Origin of the sequence: Aquimarina algicola (assembly GCF_006443095.1) — a bacterium.
Taxonomy (GTDB): Bacteria; Bacteroidota; Bacteroidia; order Flavobacteriales; family Flavobacteriaceae; genus Aquimarina; species Aquimarina algicola.
Map to the genome: position 1 here is coordinate 151,097 of NZ_VFWZ01000003.1, position 18,341 is coordinate 169,437.

Consider the following 18,341-nt stretch of genomic DNA (forward strand, 5'->3'; position numbering starts at 1 on the left):
TTATATTTTTTTACCTTGTCCAAACAGATCCACCAAATCCTCCTGTAGCATGTACTCTTGTTAATCGATTTGCATGATCCACATTTATTCTCAAGATACCGTTACTATTTGCATTCCCTTTGGGTACATCTACCCAATCAAGCCATAAAGTATTTCCAAAACGGCTTCCATAAGCTACATTGGCCCAACCGGGGCGACCTGAGGCAAAATTACGTTCTCCAAACCATACCACTCGATTTCCAATTTGCCTTATATAATATCTACCTCCATCATTTGCTATCCATCTTGCGGTAAGATTATTTATATTATTTCTACCTCCAAAACCTGCTGCTCTGGGGGGCGGTAGATTGGCAGGCCGAGTTGTTTTATTCCATACTGATCCGCCAAAATTAGCTCCTTCTGTTTTGGTAATCCTTGTGCTATTATAATTAACTGTTAATTTTAATGTTCCTGAACCTTGTATTCTTCCTTTGGGCACATCATAAAATTGACCGGTTATTTTATTACCATCTAATTTTCCTTTAAAAATATTCGCCCAGTTACCTGATGCATGTTCTCCAAACCAATACACATCTGTTCCTATATGGCGAATATAATAATGCCCTCCATCGTTTGCTCTGTAGTATCCACTCATGTTTGGAACTGTCCCACATACATCTCTATACATTCTAGAGACCCCTATCTTATCCCAAAAAGACAATCCTGTTCTTTGTACAGAGTATGTAGTACCATTTTTACGAGTAATCGTTGGTCGATCATTTTTTGAAAATGCATAAGATCCATACATCATGATACTTCCAAAATCGAGTGATGGAGAATACTCGTCACCATCATAGCCTCTCTCTATATATGTTTTGAAATTATGATCTTTTTCTGATTCTATATTTGCATAATTAATCGTAACATATGCATTTCTGTCTTTTCTACTGTGTTCATGCCACAATCCAATCGCATGCCCTATTTCGTGTATCGTATTTCCTGTCGAGCATAGATTACTTAGTTTAATTTCTTGTTTTCCTCCTATCCGACCTACTCTGGAGGAACACCCTGTACCAGTTCTAAAATATACATAGTCTACCTGATTCGTTCTTTTTATAAATTGAAAATTAGTATTCGCTTCCCAATGTGCAATGGCATCATAAACTCTTTGTTTATTGGGTAAACTGTTTTGAATGGTGTAATAAATAGTACAATTGGGCCAAAGCCGAGAGGTTCTACCAGTACTTTTTGAAGCATTGAGTTCTTCTTCAGAAATTATGATATCGCCTTCAAAAACATAGTGGTCATCTATTTTTTCAACAGGTAGTTTTTGACCTTCAAAAATAATTTCAGTTACTTCACCTGATGTATTGGGATACGCTTTTTCTACCTCAATATTATTCTCATTTGTTACAATTGTATCAGATAAATTCTCTTCTTCAAGAAACTCTTCTTTATCACAATTTGTAAATACTAATAGGCTCCATAGTAAGATTATTGAAACTAAAGGTTTCAATATAAATGAAAGTTTTTTCATAATATTTTGATTTTAAGATTGATTTGATTGCCCCTTATGATTGATATTCTAGAAATCAATATTGGTTTCAAAAATATTATAATACTTAACTGAAGAGTAGAGACAAAACACCCTTTTTTGTATAGGGAAAGATGGTTAAACAGAAAGTCAAAACACTTAAAAACAAACAGTTAAAACACTCATCAACATATACACTTCATTCTTTATGATAAGCACTTTGAACTGTTTCTATAGTATAGGCTAAGAAAATTAAATACAAATGTTATTGAAAAATTGAGAATGTTGTCCCTAAGAGAGATTTTAGATTATTAAAAGACAATATGATATGTATACAGGACAAGAACTGTATTAATAAATAGAAAGTATAAGAAAAGGAAAAACAATATAATTATCGAAAATAGATATTATAGTAAAAATATTTATTTTCGATAATTCATATATCAACAATAATTTTTTATGATTCCGGAGCTAACTCTATTTCTAATCCATCCAGCTCTTGTGTTATAGGAATTTGGCAACCTAATCTACTATTATCTTCTACATAGAAAGCTTCGGCTAACATTAAATCTTCATCTTGACTCATTTCTGGCAGATCATGATTTGATAAAATATAGCATTGACAAGAGGCACACATTGCCATACCACCACATGTGCCTTCTACCGGCAACTCGTAAGCTTTGCATACTTCCATAAGATTCATAGCCATATCAGTCGGTGCTTGTACTTCATGAACTACTCCTTCTCTATCTTTTATTTTTATGGTAACGTCTGACATAATTTAATTCTTCTTTTGCTTAACAAATATAAGTAAACCCTAAACATTGAGAGTCATCTTTTTGGTTTATAAAACTGATTTTTTATCTTACAAATACCTGAAAACATTTGATTGTTAATACTATTAAACTTTTAACTATTGAATCATTAGTTTTCCTCTTTTTACACTATCATAAGACCTTTTTTTCTTAAGCTTATGTTTACTCTTTTTTTTCAGTTTATTTTGTTTATATACTTCTTTATATATCAATGAGATATCTCCTTCAGAATCTTGTTGGTACATGACTAGTAATATTTCATCTAAAGGATGACTTTTGATAAATTCGGTTGTAGCCTTTTTCCAATTCAATTTTTGGTTACTACTAGATATTGTATCACTCGAAAAAAACATATCATCCCCTCTATAGAAATTAAAGTAAAACTTATCATCTCTACTATATTCTCTAGATAATTCAAACTCACTTACATTCAGTTTAATTGAATCAATAATATTTTTTTTGACTTGAAAACAGGTATCTAGTTTACCAATGCGTACCTGCCGATAGTTATTGATTTTCAAACAAAGACCGTTGGCAACATTATTTTGGTTTATCTTATAATAGGGCACAAAAATGGAATTTTCATAAAACACTATCTTGTTTTCTTTGGTATTTTTTGATGTATGATCTTTGATAAATGCTATTTCTTTTTCTCCATTCTGTAGTTTTATATCATAAGACCCATCTGCATAAAACTGATCCAAAGTCATTTTTGTTTTTATGTATACACCATGAATTTTTGTCTTATTTTCATAAATTCTGCAATCTGTTGTTCCTCTTTTAAATCCATGACAACCATGAGAATATATAATAGTACTATCAACAGCTTTTACGTCATATAGTACATCATTAATTGAATGTTTGCTTTTATGTTTTATTGCAAAATTACGAGTTAACCGATCATTATTATCTCCTGAAGCCACATAAACCTCATAATTTCTAAATATTGCCAAAGGAATTTGTAACGAATATTTTTTATTGAGGAAGATGTTTTTTTTCAAAAGCTGATTGTTTTTGTTATTGATTTTAAAGTGTAAATCATCATAAATACCACTAGATGTAAGCATAAAGCTTACATCCAAAATACTTAATCCGTCTACTTTCTTTATTTCTTTGTTTAGAATATTAAATTGTATGGCCTCATAAGGATATATTTGATAAGATAAATTGATAGAATCAATAAACTTAAATGGCGTTTGATAATTCCTTTTTTTATCATCATAATTGATAGTAAAGGTTTTGGCACTAATAAAATCATCTGAAAAAACATCATCATCCATTACTACGAAACTAAATTCTTTAGGTTTTTCAGTTTTAATAAGTATTTTTCCTGTACGAGCTTCTCTTGAATTTTGAGCAAAATCGCTTGAAAACGCTTTTTTATCATTAAACTTAACAGACCAATAAGGATCAGGAGTTTTATGTCTTCCAGGTTTACCCGAATCTGCTCCGGTATCATCAGAGATTATTAATTTTTTAAGGTCAATAAAAAATAAATGAGATTGTAATTGATTATGAATAATCTTGATAGAATCAGAGGCTACAATAACATTTTGTTCTCCTCTTTGAACTGCCTCTATTTTTGCAGTCAAACTATTTAACCCTATAGGAAAAATAAGCTTACCAGAACCTATCGGCGCTTTGAAACGATCAATAATAAAGTCGTCAGATTTTAGAGGTTTAAACAGATTTCTACTGTAGTACAATACTGTTCCTGAAGAATCTAAAAGTTTAAAATCAATATCATAATATTTAAGACTATCCTTAATCTTTTCATTATTAAATCCTTTATTAATAGTGCTTATTGAATGCTTAGCTTGTAGCTTATATGATATTATTGTATTATTTTCTTTTTCCTTAGTATTACTGATCTTTATCTCAGACAGTAGAACTTTTTGATTTTTTAGGCTATAGATTTTAGGAAAGATTATTTTCTTTTTGATTTCAAACTGATCTACTAGCTTATCCGGTTTTGAACCAAAAATGGAATAAACTTTTATTTTGATCGTATACATTCCTGATACAGGATCGGGGTAAAACGCTTTGTAAGGTACAATCAACCGAGCTTTAAAACTATTTCTGAATTTTGCATAATGAAATTTACCATTTAAATTATTGAAGTCAGGGTTATAAAATGAATTGTTTAGAGGATTTTTAGGAACATTCGTATTCACTGAAAGTTCATAAATCGATTGAAGTGGTTGATCATAAATAACGTTTCCTAATGTATCTATTATTTCAACATTAAAAACATACCAATCCATTTTAGACTGGCGTGAAATATTCTTGAATGTTCCATAAAAAGAAAGTCCATCGGAAATATATTTGACATTCAGTTTTGTTAATTCAAATGTTGATTTTTGTTCTTGTTGTGAGTAGATTATTTTTACGTTGAATAATAATAAAATACAAATAGTAAGAAAACAATGGTTTTTCTTGTTAAATCCTATTTTCATGATATAAATATATGATGTTCTTGTCTCAAAGTTTAGCTAACATCTACATTCATCTTACAAACAAAACCCTTCTTTTATATTTTTAAAGATATTATCTTAAAACAAGAACAGCTTATTTACTGAGCTATACATATTCGTGATTAACATATTCTACAAAGTAAAAAAATCTTATAAAGTTGGCATATTTCTACATCAACTCTATAAGATTTCTAAAATAAAGGATTTTATATCTAAATTATTGCTTTTACAACTTCTTTTTTGGCTTCTTTTTTAGTTCCATCAAATCCTTCTACACCTCCTACTGTTGTATATTTCATCACATATTTTTTATCTGGAAATATTCTTTGATATGCACTCTGACACATGATCGCTGCTTCATGGAATCCTGATAAAATAAGTTTTAATTTCCCTTTATAAGTATTTACATCACCAATAGCATAGATACCAGGTATATTGGTTTGATAATCGTATGAGTTATCTACCTTTATAGCGTTTTTCTCTATTTCTAGTCCCCAATCTGCAATAGGACCAAGTTTTGGAGATAATCCAAATAACGGGATAAAGTAATCTGTATCAACATTAATATCACCTTCGGTTTTATGTTTAATACCTACGCCTGTCACATGATCATCACCTTTAATCTCTTTTACCTCAGCTTCGGTGATTAGATTTACTTTTCCTAGCTTAGTTAATTCTGCTACGCGTTCAACAGAATCAAGTGCTCCTCGAAACTCATTTCTTCGGTGTACAAGGGTTACTTCGCTTGCCACATCAGCCAAAAAGATGGTCCAATCTAAAGCAGAATCTCCTCCTCCTGCAATAACAACACGTTTATCTCTATACACTTCAGGATCGCGAATAATGTATGCTACTCCTTTGTCTTCAAAATCTGTGATATTTGGGATAGGTGGTTTACGAGGTTCAAAAGACCCTAGTCCTCCTGCAATAGCTACTACAGGAGCATTGTGTTGTGTTCCTTTGTTTGTAGTCACCAAAAACGTATCATCTTCTAGTTTTTCGATAGTTTCTGCTCTTTCTCCCAATGTAAATCCAGGATTAAAAGGCTTTATTTGCTCCATCAGGTTATCTACTAATTCTCCAGCTAGAATTTCTGGAAACCCTGGTATATCATAGATAGGTTTTTTTGGGTATATCTCTGCGCATTGCCCGCCAGGTTGTGGCAATGCATCGATAAGATGTGTTTTTAATTTTAATAATCCTGCTTCAAAAACAGTAAATAGACCTGTTGGTCCTGCTCCTATGATCAAAATATCAGTCTTTATCATTTGCATCTTCTTTTTTTCCTATTAATCCTTTGGTGAATTCATTAAGAGTTTGAACTTTCTCTTCAAAATCACCTTTTATTGTTTTTCTATATTCATTTAAATTTTTCACTAAATCATCTACATTCTCGGGGATCACCTCTTCAAAAAATTGTCTTAATCTCTTGGCTGTTGTTGGTGACTTTCCATTGGTCGAAATTGCTACTTTAACATTACCTTTTGTGACTATTCCTCCCATATAAAAATCACAATATGGTGGATTATCTGCCACATTAACCAATTTAGCCTGAGCTCTACAATCTTTCCAGATCTGAATATTGACTTCGGGCACATCGGTAGTTGCAATTACAATATGTCGTCCTTGCAAATATTTTTCATGATATACATCTTTGATCAAAGACACACAATATTGGTTTGCCAAAGCAATTGTGTTTTCTCTAAACATTGGTGCAACCATTGTCACTTTGGCATCCGGACTCGACTTCGTTAAGAAATGTAATTTTTCTTCTGCAACATTACCTCCCCCTACAATAAGAACGTTTAAATTTTTTGATTTTAAAAAAATCGGGTATAAGTTGTTTCTTTCAACTTCATTCGTCTTTGCGTCTCCATGCATAGCATTAGAGACCTTATCCTGAACATTCGTATTTATATTACTTATACTCAATGTATTGATTCTTCTTTAACTTCTTGATAAACAGAAGCTAATTTCTTTTTATGATGTACTACTTCTCCTACCACAATTATAGCAGGAGAAGACAGTTTTTTTTGAAAAACTATTTCTTCAATAGTTTGTATTGTACCGATTCCTGATTGTTCTTTATCAGTAGTACCATTTTGAATTATGGCTACCGGCATAGCTTCTTTGTTTTCTTTGGTAAAGATACTAACTATTTCACTCAACTTACTCATTCCCATCAAAATAACTACTGTAGCATTTGATTTTGCTGCCAGATAGACATCTTTTGATAATTTATGTGATTTTGTAGTGCCTGTAATTACCCAAAAACTTTCTGAATCTCCTCGTTTTGTTAAGGGTATATTTTGATACGCCGGAACTGCATAAGATGATGATATCCCCGGCACTATACTTGTTTGTATTCCAAATTGTGCTGCGTATTGCATCTCTTCTGCTCCTCGACCAAAAATAAACGGATCTCCTCCTTTAAGTCTAACGACATGACCGTGACTTTTTGCCCGACTAACAATTAATTCATTAATTTGTTCTTGTTGGTATGCATAACAACCTTTACGTTTTCCTACAAAAATCTTTTCAGCATTTGAAGCATATTTCAACAAATCTTCATTAATGAGTGCATCATACAACACCACATCTGCAGAAGCAAGAGCTTTTAATGCTTTTATCGTTATTAAATCAGGATCTCCCGGACCTGCTCCAACGACGGTGAATTTCGGTGTTTTATTACTCATCTTTTATGATTTTTGTCATTTGACTTCTTTTAATAATTTACTAGAAGTCAACCAAAGTTATAGCTTTATATGCTTTCTACCTCAAGTGCTCTAAAAGATTGTACTTTTTGTAAAAATTGCTCTGCTATTTTAATATAATCTAATGCAAAGTCCTTTGTAGGTGCATTTTTCTGAATTTGATACACCTTATTTGCAAAGGTATCGTCAATATTAATTTTTCCGCTAGCGATAAATTCTTCATCAAACTGCTTGATAATTCCTGCATGTGTATTCGTCTTCTTGTTTTCGGCCAGCAATAATGCTTTGGCAGAATTTATAAGCGAACTGTATGCATGATACACAGCATCAGAATATACTTCATTATCAAAAGAAATCTTAGCATTTTCGATTTTTTCCTGACTTTCTAAAAATAATGTTGCTATCAAATCGATTACAACCCCTGCACATTCTCCTATTCCGATAGCTTTTACATATTGTTCTTCGTTACCCCAGTCTATAAAGTCTTCTGCAGTTAGATTTTCTACATTTGATAGGTCGGTTAGAAAATCATAAAAGTATTTCTCTCCTTTTTCTGCATAATAGTCAACAAACTGTTTACCATTGGCATTGGCTTCATAGTCATTTAATATTCTACGTAGTGCTTCTGGCCCTCTCCTACTTGGTATTTTTACGACTTTATCAGCAAATTTTCCTTTTCCGTTTCCAAGGTTTCCTCCTCCTAGTAATACCTGAAGTGCCGGAGCAACGAGTTTATCTTTGGTACGTACAGACATTCCTTGAAAGCCAATATTAGCCATATTATGTTGACCACAAGCGTTCATACATCCACTGATCTTGATGACTAAGTCGTCTTTTTTAAGATATTGTGGATATTCTGTCTTAATAACACGTTCTAATTCTTCTGCTATACCTGTACTACTGGCTATCCCAAGGTTACACGTATCAGTTCCCGGACAAGCAGTAATATCAATAGCCTTATTGTATCCGCTTTCTGTAAAACCTAGTTTTCCTAATTCTTGATAGAAAAATGGAACTAAGTCTTCTTTTACATAAGGAATCAAAATATTTTGGCGCAAAGACAATCTGATCTCTCCTGCTGCATAGTTCTCAACTAAATCTGCCAGTAATCTTGCTTTATCTGTATAAAAATCTCCGAGCAATACTTTAATTCCGATTGCGACATACCCTTCTTGTTTTTGAGCCATCACGTTAGTTGACTTCCAAGTTTCAAAAGCTTGTTGATCTTTTATTTCTACTGCTGGTGCTTCTACAGAAACAGGTATTGAAACATTATAAGCATCTGCATCTATAACTACTGTCTTTTGCTCAATTGCATTCTGCTCTGCTTCAACTAATTCTTTGAAAGCTTCTAAACCAACATCTTTTAGCAAGAATTTCATTCTTGCTTTTGCTCTACTTTTTCTTTCACCATGACGATCAAAAATCCTTAAAACTCCTTCCATTAGAGGAATAATTTTATCTGAAGGCAAAAAACTATACAATTCGTCTGCATGTCTTGGTTGTGACCCCAGACCTCCGCCAAGCATTACTTTAAAACCACGAACTCCGTTTTCTATTTTTGCTATAAATCCAAGATCATGCATATATGAGAGTCCTGTATCTTCGTCTGACCCTGAGAAGGAAACTTTAAACTTTCGACCCATTTCCTGACAGATTGGATTTCTCAAGAAAAAACGAAATAGTGCGTCTGCATAAGGCGAAACATCGAAAGGTTCTTTTGGATCGATCCCTGCCGTTTCTGAAGCAGTAACATTACGCACAGTATTACCACAAGCTTCTCTAAGGGTAACATCATCTTTTTCTAACTCAGACCAAAGTTCTGGTGTTCTGTTCAAATCCACATAATGAATTTGGATATCTTGTCTTGTTGTGATGTGTAAACGTCCTCTAGAATATTCATCCGATACTTCACAAATTCGACGTAATTGATTGCTTAGTACTTTACCATAAGGTAGCTTAATACGAATCATTTGCACGCCTTCTTGTCGTTGCCCATACACTCCACGAGCTAATCGTAGACTACGAAACTTTTCTTCATCAATCTTACCCTTGTGAAATTGCTCAATTTTATTCGCTAATTCTACAATGTCTTTTTCAACAATTGGGTTTTCTATTTCGGTTCTAAAACTTTGCATCTTTTTTCGTATTTCGTCCCTTAAAAAAGGACATAGTTATGACTTTTGTGTACTATCTTTTGCTGTTCAAAAAAGTCTTGTTTTTATATCTTCTGAAAAGTTATTTATCTATTCTATAAATCCTACTCCAGAGGTATTGTTCGTCTGTGAATCGATTAATATAAAAGATCCTGAGGCTTTATTATTACTATAGGAATCAAAAGCCAAAGGTTTACTTAATTGTATTTGCACTTTTCCTACTTCATTGAGTTTTAATGTATTTTTTGAAGTATCCTCTCCAGAAAAATCGGTTGCAATTGTTCCACTTATGCTTTTTACCTTTGCCAGTATTCTATTGCTTCCACTTTGTACAAAGTAATTTGTACCAGGGTTGAGATCTTTACTATCCATCCAACATATTGTTGCTGTAAGTTGTTTCTCTACCTTTGGTTTTTCTGAAGATTTCACAATCATATCTCCCCTACTTACATTTACATCATCTTCTAAAGTAATCGTACAAGCACTACCTCTACCAGCGGTTTCAAACTTTTGGTCAAAAAAGTAGATTTCTTTTACTTTTGATGTTGTTAATGAAGGAAGAACTGTTACTTCGTCTCCAACAGAAAGGTCTCCTCCATATAATTTTCCTGCATATCCTCGAAAATCATGAAACTCATCTTGCTTTGGCCGGATTACCGTTTGTATAGGAAAACGTGCTTGTGATTTTTCATATACATCTTGTGCATTTAATTCTTCTAAATGTTCAAGAAGGGTTTGGCCTTTGTACCAAGGTGTATTGTCTGATTTATCAACAACGTTATCTCCTTGCAAAGCACTTACAGGAATAAAGGTTATGTTTTGTTCTTTGTAGTCACTTTTTTCTATTAACTTTTCGAAATCTGCTTTTATCGCTTCAAATTTATCTTGAGAAAATTCTACAAGATCCATTTTATTAATGGCAACAATCACATCTTTGACCCGAAGTAAATTATTGATAAAAAAGTGGCGATAGGTTTGTTCTATTACCCCTTTACGTGCATCGACTAAGATAATTGAAGCTTGCGAAGTAGAAGCTCCTGTAACCATATTCCTTGTATATTCGATATGACCGGGAGTATCTGCTATAATATAACTTTTTGACTTTGTAGAGAAATAAATATGCGCAACATCAATAGTGATTCCTTGCTCACGCTCAGCTACCAATCCATCTGTTGCCAAAGAAAAGTCTAAGTAATCAAAACCATTTGCTTTACTTCGAGTTTCTATAGCTTCTAATTTGTCTGTAGTCAATGACTTTGTATCATACAAAATACGACCTATCAAAGTACTTTTACCATCATCTACGCTTCCTGCTGTTGCTATTTTTAATACGTCCATAGCTATTATTATTTCTCCTTTTTGGGAGTAGTATTCTTAAAAAATTAATATTGTTGGTATATCCTCTCTACATTTCGACAAGTTCAATATGACATATCGAAATAATGATAAACGGCTTTAGAAATATCCTTGTTGTTTACGTTTTTCCATAGCGGCTTCTGATCGCTTATCATCGATACGAGCTCCTCTTTCTGAAATCGTAGACTTTCTGATTTCTGCCACCACTTTATCAATAGTGATTGCATCAGAAAGTACTGCTGCTGTACATGACATATCGCCAACAGTACGAAAACGTACCATTCTCTCTTCTACTACTTCGTCGTCTTCTCTGTATACTACATCATCTTCTGCAGACCAGATCATTCCGTCTCTAATAAATGTTTTTCGTTTGTGTGCGAAATAAATTGATGGTATTTCTATTCCTTCTTTTTCGATATAAGACCAAACATCTAGTTCTGTCCAATTGCTTATAGGAAAAACTCTAACATTTTGTCCTAAATCTATTTTTCCGTTAAGGTGATCAAATAACTCAGGACGCTGATTTTTTTCATCCCATTGTCCAAAATCATCTCTTACCGAGAATATACGTTCTTTTGCTCGAGCTTTTTCCTCATCTCTACGTGCTCCACCAATCGCAGCATCAAACTTAAACTCTTCTAGGGCATCTAGAAGGGTTGTTGTCTGTAGACTATTACGACTTGCATACTTTCCTTTTTCTTCAATCACTTTTCCTTGATCAATAGAATCTTGAACATTACGCACGATTAACTCTACTCCTAATTCTTTTACTAATTTATCTCTAAATGCTATGGTTTCAGGAAAGTTATGTCCTGTATCTATATGTAATAGAGGAAAAGGAATTTTTGCAGGGTAAAATGCTTTTTGTGCTAATCTTACCAAAGTAATTGAATCTTTGCCTCCAGAAAACAATAATACCGGCTTCTCAAATTGTGCAACTACTTCTCTAAAAATATAAATAGCTTCACTTTCAAGAGGATTTACCTTTAAAACAGATTCTGCTCCTTTTGAGAGATCAGCATTTTGATGTAATTGTTCAACTTTCTTTTCTAATATTTCCATGCTAATTTTTCGTCATTTATTAGTTAGTGTGCAATCCACATTCTCGATTTTCTAATACTTTGGTTGGATCAAAATATTTAAATTCATTAGGTAGTTTATTCTCTTCCAGATACACATCTAATTCTGCATCTGAATAGTAATAAAAAGGACTTACCTTTAATACGCCATCTTTGCCCATACTAAGAATATCTAATGAGTCTCTCAATGCAGTTTGTCCTTTTCTAAGGTTTGTGAACCATACATCAGGTGTATGCTCTGCCATTGCTCTTTTGAAAGGTTCTAATTTTACTTGCTCTGTAAATTCTTTATGCTTTGGATCATCAATATCAGGGATTCCCATTATCACATCTCTGTGCGCAGTAGTTTGTTTTGGAACATATAATTTGACATTCAATTTCAACATATCAATCACTTCTTCTGCATGACGATACGTATTAGGAGTATTATACCCAGAATCACACCATATTACCGGCATATCCGACAATGCTACCGAGCAAACTTGTAAAATTGCTGCTTCATAAGGTCTAAAATTTGTAGTAACTACAGGTTGATTTGCCTTTTCAACTGCCCATTGCACAATCTCAAGAGGAGTTTTATCTCTCAATGATTGATTTAAATTTTGTATTTCTTTTTCTGTCAAATTCATTTTTATGATTCGTTTCTAAATAGCAATTATCTTCCCCATTTAATTCGATTCCAAATTCTCTCATGAAAGAAATAAAGAATCATCTTCGTTATAAAATCAACTGATGCAATTGATGTAGCCAAAACCAATTCTCCAGTCAAAATATAAGACACAATCAATGTATCTAATGTACCTATGACTCTCCAACTTACAGCTTTTGCAATACTGCGTATTGGTTTTTCTGAAGACTTATCATTTTGATATGTTGTCTTTTGTGTAGCTACTTTATCTAATATCATCTGATCTACAATCATTATTTTATATTTTCTATTACCCTATCGGATTAGTAGATTATTAAACAAATGTATGCATAAAATTCTTTTTATTAGTCTCCATACTCAGAAAATCTTACTATAAATTTCAAAAATTATGATATTAGCAACAAAAACCCTAGTGATTTAGTAGATTATTAATCAGGATAAGTTTTTCTTTATCTATATATCAGGTATTTAATATTCAAGAATTCTCAAGAGCTTGCTGTAGATCAGCAATGATATCATCAATATGTTCCAGCCCTACAGAACATCTTACCATACCATTAGTAATCCCAACAGCTGCTTTATCCTCATCTGATAATTTACTATGTGTTGTAGATGCCGGATGTGTCACTATAGTTCTGGTATCTCCTAAATTTGCAGATAATGAACACATTTTTATGTTATTAAAAAATTGTCGCCCTCCGTTTATTCCTCCTTTCACTTCAAAAGCAACAATATTGCCCCCAAGCTTCATTTGTTTCTTAGCCACTTCGTATTGCGGGTGTGATTTCAGAAACGGATATTTTACCCAGTTGATTCTGGGATGAGACGCTAAAAACTCAGCTAATTTTAGTGCGTTTTCGCAGTGACGATCTACACGAACCGCCAGTGTTTCTAAACTTTTAGATAAAACCCAAGCATTAAATGGCGAAAGCGCAGGCCCGGTATTACGAGAAAAGAGATAGATTTCTCTAATTAATTCTTTCTTTCCTACTGTTACACCTCCTAGAACCCTTCCTTGGCCATCTATTAATTTGGTTGCAGAATGAATCACTAAATCCGCTCCGAATTCAATGGGTTTCTGTATATATGGAGTAGCAAAGCAATTATCTATAATTAATAATACCCCATGTTTCTTTGCTATACTCGCCAACATTTCTAAATCCAATACATCTACCCCTGGGTTGGTGGGTGATTCTGCATAAATTATCTTAGTATTAGATTGTATAAGTCGCTCTGCTTTATCTACTTCATCGATGTTAAAATAACTTGTTTCTATATTCCACTTTGGGAAGTATTTTGTAAACAATGAATGTGTAGAACCGAATACTGATCTCGCGGAAACAATATGATCTCCTGCATCAAGTAGTGCTGCAAATGTCGAAAAAACTGCTGCCATACCCGTTGCAAATGCATATCCATCTTCTGCTCCTTCTAATTTGCAAATTTTATCAACAAACTCTGATGTATTAGGATTACTAAAACGACTATATAGGTTGCGATTTTTTTCTTCGGCAAAGGCAGCTCGCATTTCTTCGGCATCTTCAAATACAAAGCCCGAAGTAAGATACATAGGTGTAGAATGCTCTAGAAATTGCGTCTTTTCGGTTTGTGTTCTTATTGCTTCTGTTTCAAAATGTTGGCGTTCTTTATTCATACTTCTTGATTATTGACCACCACTTTATACTTTATTTCTGCAGTTGGTTCTAATGTTTTGGATACAGAACAGTATTTTTCAAATGATAATTGTGCTGCTCTTTTTGCTTTTTCGGGAGCGATATCTCCTTCTAGATATACGATTACTTCTATTGTTTTAAATGGTTTTGCTCCATCGATTTCAATTCTCGTCCCATCTACTTCCGCTCTATAATCAGTGATCTCTTGTCGTTGTTTTTTGAGAATAGAAATTACATCAATGGCGCTGCATCCTGCTACTCCCATCAACACATACTCCATAGGGCTGGGTGCAAGATCATGTCCTCCTACTTCTGCTTTACTATCGATATGTGTTATGTGTCCTCTTTCATTTTTTAGTTCAAAATGATAATCATTGTCTATTCTTTTGAGTTGTATTTTCATCTTTTTTATTAAAATTTTGATTTTTATCCTCTTTCTGCTAATCGTAAAATATCACCAAAAACCCCTCTGGCAGTAACCGCAGCTCCTGCTCCTGCTCCTTGAATTACAATAGGCTGCTCACCATAGGATTCTGTATAAATTTCGAATATAGAGTCGGAACCTTTGACTTGTCCTAACGGACTGCTTTGTGCAACAGAAACCAGCTTTACATCCAAATTTCCTTTTTCTTGTGATAAATCCCCCCAAAGATCACCAATATATCTTAATACATGATTAGGTTTTTGGTCTTCTTTAACGTTTTGAAAAACCTCATCTAATTCTTTTAATCTACTTAAAAATGTATCTACTTCTCCTTCTCGTAAGTTTTCTGGGATAAGGTTATGAATATTTATATCTTCGAACTCATTACACAAATCTAATTCTCTCGCTAATATCAAAAGTTTTCTCCCTACATCGTTTCCACAAAGATCTTCTCTTGGATCCGGTTCTGTAAAACCTTTATCAATAGCCTCTTGCAACACCTCACTAAACGGTCTTTCCTCGTTAGAAAATGTATTAAAAAGATAACTTAATGATCCAGAAAACACTCCTTTGATTCTAGTGATATTTTCACCTGACAAATGCAGTAGTTTAATGGTATCGATCAAAGGCAAACCTGCTCCTACATTAGTTTCATACAAATATTGTTTTTGATTTTCTTCTAGTTCGGTTCTTAGTTTCTTATAAAAATCAAAACCTAGTGTGTTCGCTATTTTATTAGAAGAGACCAAATCAAAACCATGATTAACCAAGTCTATGTAATGTTTTGTAAAATCGATACTTGCTGTATTATCAACGGCAATTAAGTTTTCGAGATGATTATCTTTTGCAAATTGAATGATGTCTTTTACTTCATAGGGTTCTCCTTCTTCTTTCAGTTTTGTTTTCCATTCTGTATCTACTCCATTTTTATCAAACAACACCTTTTGGGAGTTTGCCACTACAAAAAGATTAAGGTTAATATCTTTTCTTTTTTCAATTTGCGTTCTGGATTGTAATATCTGATCAATTAATGTTCCTCCCACCAATCCATGACCGAATATGGCGATATTAATTTTTTTAGAAATATCAAAAATCTCTCCGTGGATCACATTCAAAGCCCGATGTAATTGATGTTGTTTTACTACCAAACTCACATTTTTACCTGTTATCGTATTATTGAATAGCAATGGTACCACTTGATTTTTAATCAATGCATTGTAGGGTTTATGAAATGTACTGAGATCTTGACCAATAATAGAGATCACTGACACCTCTTGATCAATAGAAATTTTACTTACATCTTGTTGATGAACATCAACTTCAAATTCTTTTTCGAGAATAACTTTTGCTTCTTTTGCTTTATCTGCATCAACAACAAATCCGATTCCTCTTTCTGATGATCCTTGCGAAATTATACTTACACTTATATTTTTATGTGCTAAAGCTCTAAATATCCTCGCATCGATTCCTATTTTACCCAAAAGCCCTCTTCCTTCTAAATAGACAAGAGCAACATCATCTAATACTGAAAGTGATTTAATCCCTTTTTTGTTGGTTTCAGAAGTGATTAATGTTCCATTATTTTGATCGTTAAAAGTATTTAGGATACGTAATGGTATATTTTTTTCTATAAGTGGAATAATTGTTTTTGCATGTAGAATATTTGCTCCAAAATATGCTAGTTCATTGGCCTCTTCAAAAGACAATTTTTCTATTTTCTTTGCTTCCGGAACCAAATCAGGGTTAGCTGTATAGATTCCATCTACATGAGTAAAGTTTTGTAACTCTTCGGCATCGAGATAATTTGCTAATAACGATGCTGTATAATTACTGCCATTCCTACCTAAGGTTGTAGTTTCATTTTTGGTATTAGACGCAATAAAACCTGTCACCACATTTACTGTACTTCCATTATACTTACCAAAATGGTCTATCACATTTTCTTTTGATAGTGTGTTAAGCGGTTGTGCGTCCCCAAATTGACCATCAGTAATAATCAATGTTCTGCTATCCGTATAATTTGCTTTAATATTTTTTTGTTGAAGTAGCTGTGTTACTAATTTTGCCGACATCACTTCTCCATAAGACAAAACCTGATCTTTGATACGTTTACTATAATCTTTTAAAAGCGAAACCCCTTCAAAAAGCTTATCTAAGTTTTCAAACTCTTCATCAAAAGCTATATCTCGAAAATCTGATACTTGATACTGCTTAAAAGCCTTGAGTTGTTCTTGATAGCCTTCATTATTTCTGGCTTTTTCAAGAATTTCTTCTAATTCATTTGTTGTATTTCCTCTGGCAGAAAGTACAACCGTGATTTTTTCTCCTTTTTTGATTTTATCACCAATAATATCAATGACTGTATGCACACCTTTGCCATTTGCCAATGATTTTCCTCCGAATTTTAAAATTTTCATAGGTTTACTTTTTTTTGATAAGAAATTGATTCCTTAATTTTTTTTGAATATTTCTTAATCAGATATAATATCATGTGTTTTTTTTAAAAAATTCCATCAAGCAATTCTCCTAATTGTTGATACTCTATCAAAAAAGCATCATGCCCATGATCAGAAGTAATGATACCATGAGTAACATTTTTATTCATTACCTCTAATTGCTGATAAGTTGTTTTATTTTCTTCAACTGTAAAAAACAAATCAGAATCTACACTTATTATATGGATCGTAGATTCTACAGGAGATAATACTTCTTCAAAACCTCCTCTTCCTTTTACAATATCTATATTGGCCAAAATATGATTCAACGCCTTGTATGCAGACAATGTAAATCTTTGATCTAGTTTTTTGCCATGATGTAGCAACCAACTCTCTACATTATACATACTCAATTCATCATTATAACTTCTATCAAATTTTTGTTTAAATGATTTTGGTGATCTGTATATCAACATAGCATGCAATCTAGCATCATGAACAGGATTTTCTGAATTGAGTAAAATTTGTTCTTGCACCAAGCAATTTGCTTTTAACCAATCTGTAGATTTGTGATCTGTAGCAATTGGTATTAGGTGTTTGATCAAAGTAGGTCTTAATATTGCCAACTCCCAGGCAATCCCTCCTCCTACTGACCCTCCTATAACCGCATACAAATCCTTAATAGCCAACAACTCTAATCCTAAAGAAAAAATAGCTGCAATATCTCTTGCTGTATACTGCTTGTAATCTTGTATAAGGTTTTCTTCAACACCATCATACCCATTACCTGGGATATCAAAAGAAAGTATTGTATATCGAGTTGTATCGATTGGTTTTCCTTCTCCAATAAGACCATTCCACCAACCATTTTCTCCGCATACTGTAGAGTTTCCCGTTAGCGCATGATTCACCAGTACTATCGGAGCTGTCTGCAATGGTTTTCCGAAAACCTGATACGTAAGAGAAATTTCTGGTATTCGTTTTCCTTTTACAGTAACAAAATCATGTATTTGAAGTTTCTGAAGCATTCTATTCTAATCGTCTTATATTATG

At 33.0% G+C, this 18,341-nt stretch carries 15 protein-coding genes; all 15 read right to left on the reverse strand.

The window, feature by feature from the left end:
• Positions 1–10: 10 nt before the first annotated feature.
• On the reverse strand, positions 11–1,516 hold the full coding sequence (locus tag FHK87_RS11510) for a M12 family metallopeptidase (RefSeq protein WP_140592950.1): 1,506 nt from the start codon (positions 1,514–1,516) through the stop codon (positions 11–13).
• 454 nt (positions 1,517–1,970) lie between these two features.
• Positions 1,971–2,291 carry a 2Fe-2S iron-sulfur cluster-binding protein gene (locus FHK87_RS11515; RefSeq protein ID WP_140592952.1) on the reverse strand — a complete coding sequence of 107 codons (321 nt, stop codon included), beginning with the start codon at positions 2,289–2,291 and terminating at the stop codon, positions 1,971–1,973.
• 135 nt (positions 2,292–2,426) lie between these two features.
• Positions 2,427–4,784 carry a hypothetical protein gene (locus FHK87_RS11520; protein ID WP_140592954.1) on the reverse strand — a complete coding sequence of 786 codons (2,358 nt, stop codon included), beginning with the start codon at positions 4,782–4,784 and terminating at the stop codon, positions 2,427–2,429.
• 230 nt (positions 4,785–5,014) lie between these two features.
• Positions 5,015–6,070 (reverse strand): NAD(P)/FAD-dependent oxidoreductase, encoded by a 1,056-nt coding sequence (locus FHK87_RS11525; RefSeq protein WP_140592957.1) that lies wholly within the window; start codon positions 6,068–6,070, stop codon positions 5,015–5,017.
• Entirely contained in the window at positions 6,057–6,683 is a 627-nt protein-coding gene (locus tag FHK87_RS11530) for a precorrin-2 dehydrogenase/sirohydrochlorin ferrochelatase family protein (RefSeq protein ID WP_140593928.1), read from the reverse strand. The genes FHK87_RS11525 and FHK87_RS11530 overlap by 14 nt, the downstream gene beginning before the upstream one ends.
• Positions 6,684–6,730: 47 nt before the next feature.
• Entirely contained in the window at positions 6,731–7,498 is a 768-nt protein-coding gene (gene cobA / locus FHK87_RS11535) for a uroporphyrinogen-III C-methyltransferase (protein WP_140592959.1), read from the reverse strand.
• A gap of 65 nt (positions 7,499–7,563) precedes the next feature.
• Entirely contained in the window at positions 7,564–9,654 is a 2,091-nt protein-coding gene (locus FHK87_RS11540; RefSeq protein WP_140592961.1) for a HEPN domain-containing protein, read from the reverse strand.
• Between the two features lie 108 nt (positions 9,655–9,762).
• Positions 9,763–11,010 carry a sulfate adenylyltransferase subunit 1 gene (locus FHK87_RS11545; RefSeq protein ID WP_140592963.1) on the reverse strand — a complete coding sequence of 416 codons (1,248 nt, stop codon included), beginning with the start codon at positions 11,008–11,010 and terminating at the stop codon, positions 9,763–9,765.
• Positions 11,011–11,127: 117 nt separating this feature from the next.
• Entirely contained in the window at positions 11,128–12,090 is a 963-nt protein-coding gene (gene cysD, locus FHK87_RS11550; protein WP_226294210.1) for a sulfate adenylyltransferase subunit CysD, read from the reverse strand.
• Between the two features lie 19 nt (positions 12,091–12,109).
• Positions 12,110–12,736 (reverse strand): phosphoadenosine phosphosulfate reductase domain-containing protein, encoded by a 627-nt coding sequence (locus FHK87_RS11555; protein WP_140592965.1) that lies wholly within the window; start codon positions 12,734–12,736, stop codon positions 12,110–12,112.
• Positions 12,737–12,762: 26 nt separating this feature from the next.
• Positions 12,763–13,029 carry a DUF2061 domain-containing protein gene (locus tag FHK87_RS11560; RefSeq protein ID WP_226294211.1) on the reverse strand — a complete coding sequence of 89 codons (267 nt, stop codon included), beginning with the start codon at positions 13,027–13,029 and terminating at the stop codon, positions 12,763–12,765.
• Between the two features lie 202 nt (positions 13,030–13,231).
• A complete protein-coding gene (locus FHK87_RS11565; protein ID WP_140592968.1) occupies positions 13,232–14,410 on the reverse strand; it encodes a trans-sulfuration enzyme family protein in 1,179 nt (392 codons plus the stop codon).
• Positions 14,407–14,832 (reverse strand): OsmC family protein, encoded by a 426-nt coding sequence (locus FHK87_RS11570; protein ID WP_140592970.1) that lies wholly within the window; start codon positions 14,830–14,832, stop codon positions 14,407–14,409. Before FHK87_RS11570 ends, FHK87_RS11565 begins: the two co-directional genes overlap by 4 nt.
• A 23-nt stretch (positions 14,833–14,855) precedes the next feature.
• On the reverse strand, positions 14,856–17,270 hold the full coding sequence (gene thrA, locus FHK87_RS11575; protein ID WP_140592972.1) for a bifunctional aspartate kinase/homoserine dehydrogenase I: 2,415 nt from the start codon (positions 17,268–17,270) through the stop codon (positions 14,856–14,858).
• A gap of 83 nt (positions 17,271–17,353) precedes the next feature.
• On the reverse strand, positions 17,354–18,316 hold the full coding sequence (locus FHK87_RS26575) for an alpha/beta fold hydrolase (protein ID WP_140592974.1): 963 nt from the start codon (positions 18,314–18,316) through the stop codon (positions 17,354–17,356).
• Positions 18,317–18,341 lie beyond the last annotated feature (25 nt).